The sequence below is a fragment of the Paenibacillus sp. OV219 genome, assembly GCF_900110075.1.
Taxonomy (GTDB): Bacteria; Bacillota; Bacilli; order Paenibacillales; family Paenibacillaceae; genus Paenibacillus_Z.
Window position 1 is genome coordinate 1 of sequence record NZ_FOCJ01000035.1, and the last position, 1,467, is coordinate 1,467.

Genomic DNA, 1,467 nt, shown 5'->3' on the forward strand with positions numbered 1-1,467 from the left:
TAAACTGGTCCCTAAGTCAAGGACACTTGAAAAAAGAGAGTTAGGCAACCGACAAAAGATGATTCCTGTACTGCACAGGGGTCATCTTTTTTAAACCCCATTGGTATCTGTGATTGTTGTAGTAGTGGATATAGCGATCGATTTCAAGCTTTAGTTCTTCCAAAGTGGAGTAATTGCGACTTTTCACGTGGTCTTTCATATGACCGTAAAAGGACTCCTGAGGCGCGTTATCCCAGCAGTTTCCTCGTCTGGACATGGATTGTCCAAGCCCCATCTTCTTCAGCAGTTTCTGATATTTGGGGCTTGTATAGTGAGAACCTTGATCGGAGTGGATGAAGGCATCTTTGTGTAATTTTAAGCGGCGCTGCTTCTTGAGTTGGTTAACGGTATCTGTCGCTAATGACAGGTTAATTTGTTTAGAGAGGTTGTAAGCGAGGAGTTCCCCTGTAGAACCATCTAGAATGGTGGACAAGTAGCCGAACTCTGAGTGACGTCCAAACGGGAGGTAAGTGATGTCCGTGAGCAGCACAAGACCCGGAATCCCCTTCTTGAAATCCCGTTGCAGCTTATTTGGTACAACCCGATGTTCATGTGTTGCCTTTGCCATTCGTCTGTAAGGATTAGGCTTACGATGAGGACAAACCAGATTTAAACGTCGCATATGTCTACAAATCCGTTTGCGATTGTAGATGACTTGAAACTCATTTTCTAAGACCATCTTTATTGAGCGGGAACCCTTTTTAAAGCCTCTCCGACAGAAAGCCCTTTTAATAAGTTCTCCAGCCTCTGCATCCTGTCGAGCTCTTTCTTTACGAGCCTCTGCGGTCCTTAAGTAGCTGTAATACCCCGAATGTGAGACATTAAGCAGTTCACATAAGTAACGCGTCATGCGTTTAAGTCCTTGTTTTACAGCATCTTCAATTAACTCGAAAAGCTTATTTTGGGGGAGGCTTTCTCCCCTTGCTACCAGCAACCTTTCTTTCGTGTCTGCTTTTTTTAGCAGTTCAAGTTGAGATTCCAGAAGTTTGATCCGCGCGTCTTGCTTAGCGATGATCTCTTCGGAGGTCATTTCTCGTTTAAGTGGGCGACCTGAGGATTCTTTGCGGGAATCTGCGAGTCCGATAATTCCGTTTGTCTGATAGGCTTTTTTCCAGCGGTCCGCACTTTGCTCTACACGCTTCATTCCTAGAACATCCACATTCAAGCCATGGGCTTCAAAAATCTCTCTTGGCGTCTTGCCTTGGATATATTGGTCGATAAACAACCTTTTAAACTCGTCTGAATAGGTTATGGCTTTGTCACTTATTTTCGTGACGTACTTGTTATTAGAAAGAAAATCTTGTTCTGTCTTAGAAAAATGTTTCTTGCTCATGATGCCCTCCTTAAATGCCAATACCAGTATACAAAAAAGCCCCCATAGCCTAAACACCTTTTTTCAAAGTGTCCAGTCTATGGGGACCAGTTTAC

The 1,467-nt window shown here is 43.7% G+C and carries 1 protein-coding gene; it reads right to left on the reverse strand.

Features of this window, described 5'->3' with window-relative positions; all coding sequences use genetic code 11:
- Positions 1-40: 40 nt before the first annotated feature.
- Positions 41-1,372, reverse strand: coding sequence for an IS3 family transposase (locus tag BMY11_RS28340; protein ID WP_090583867.1), 1,332 nt, complete (start codon positions 1,370-1,372; stop codon positions 41-43).
- Positions 1,373-1,467 lie beyond the last annotated feature (95 nt).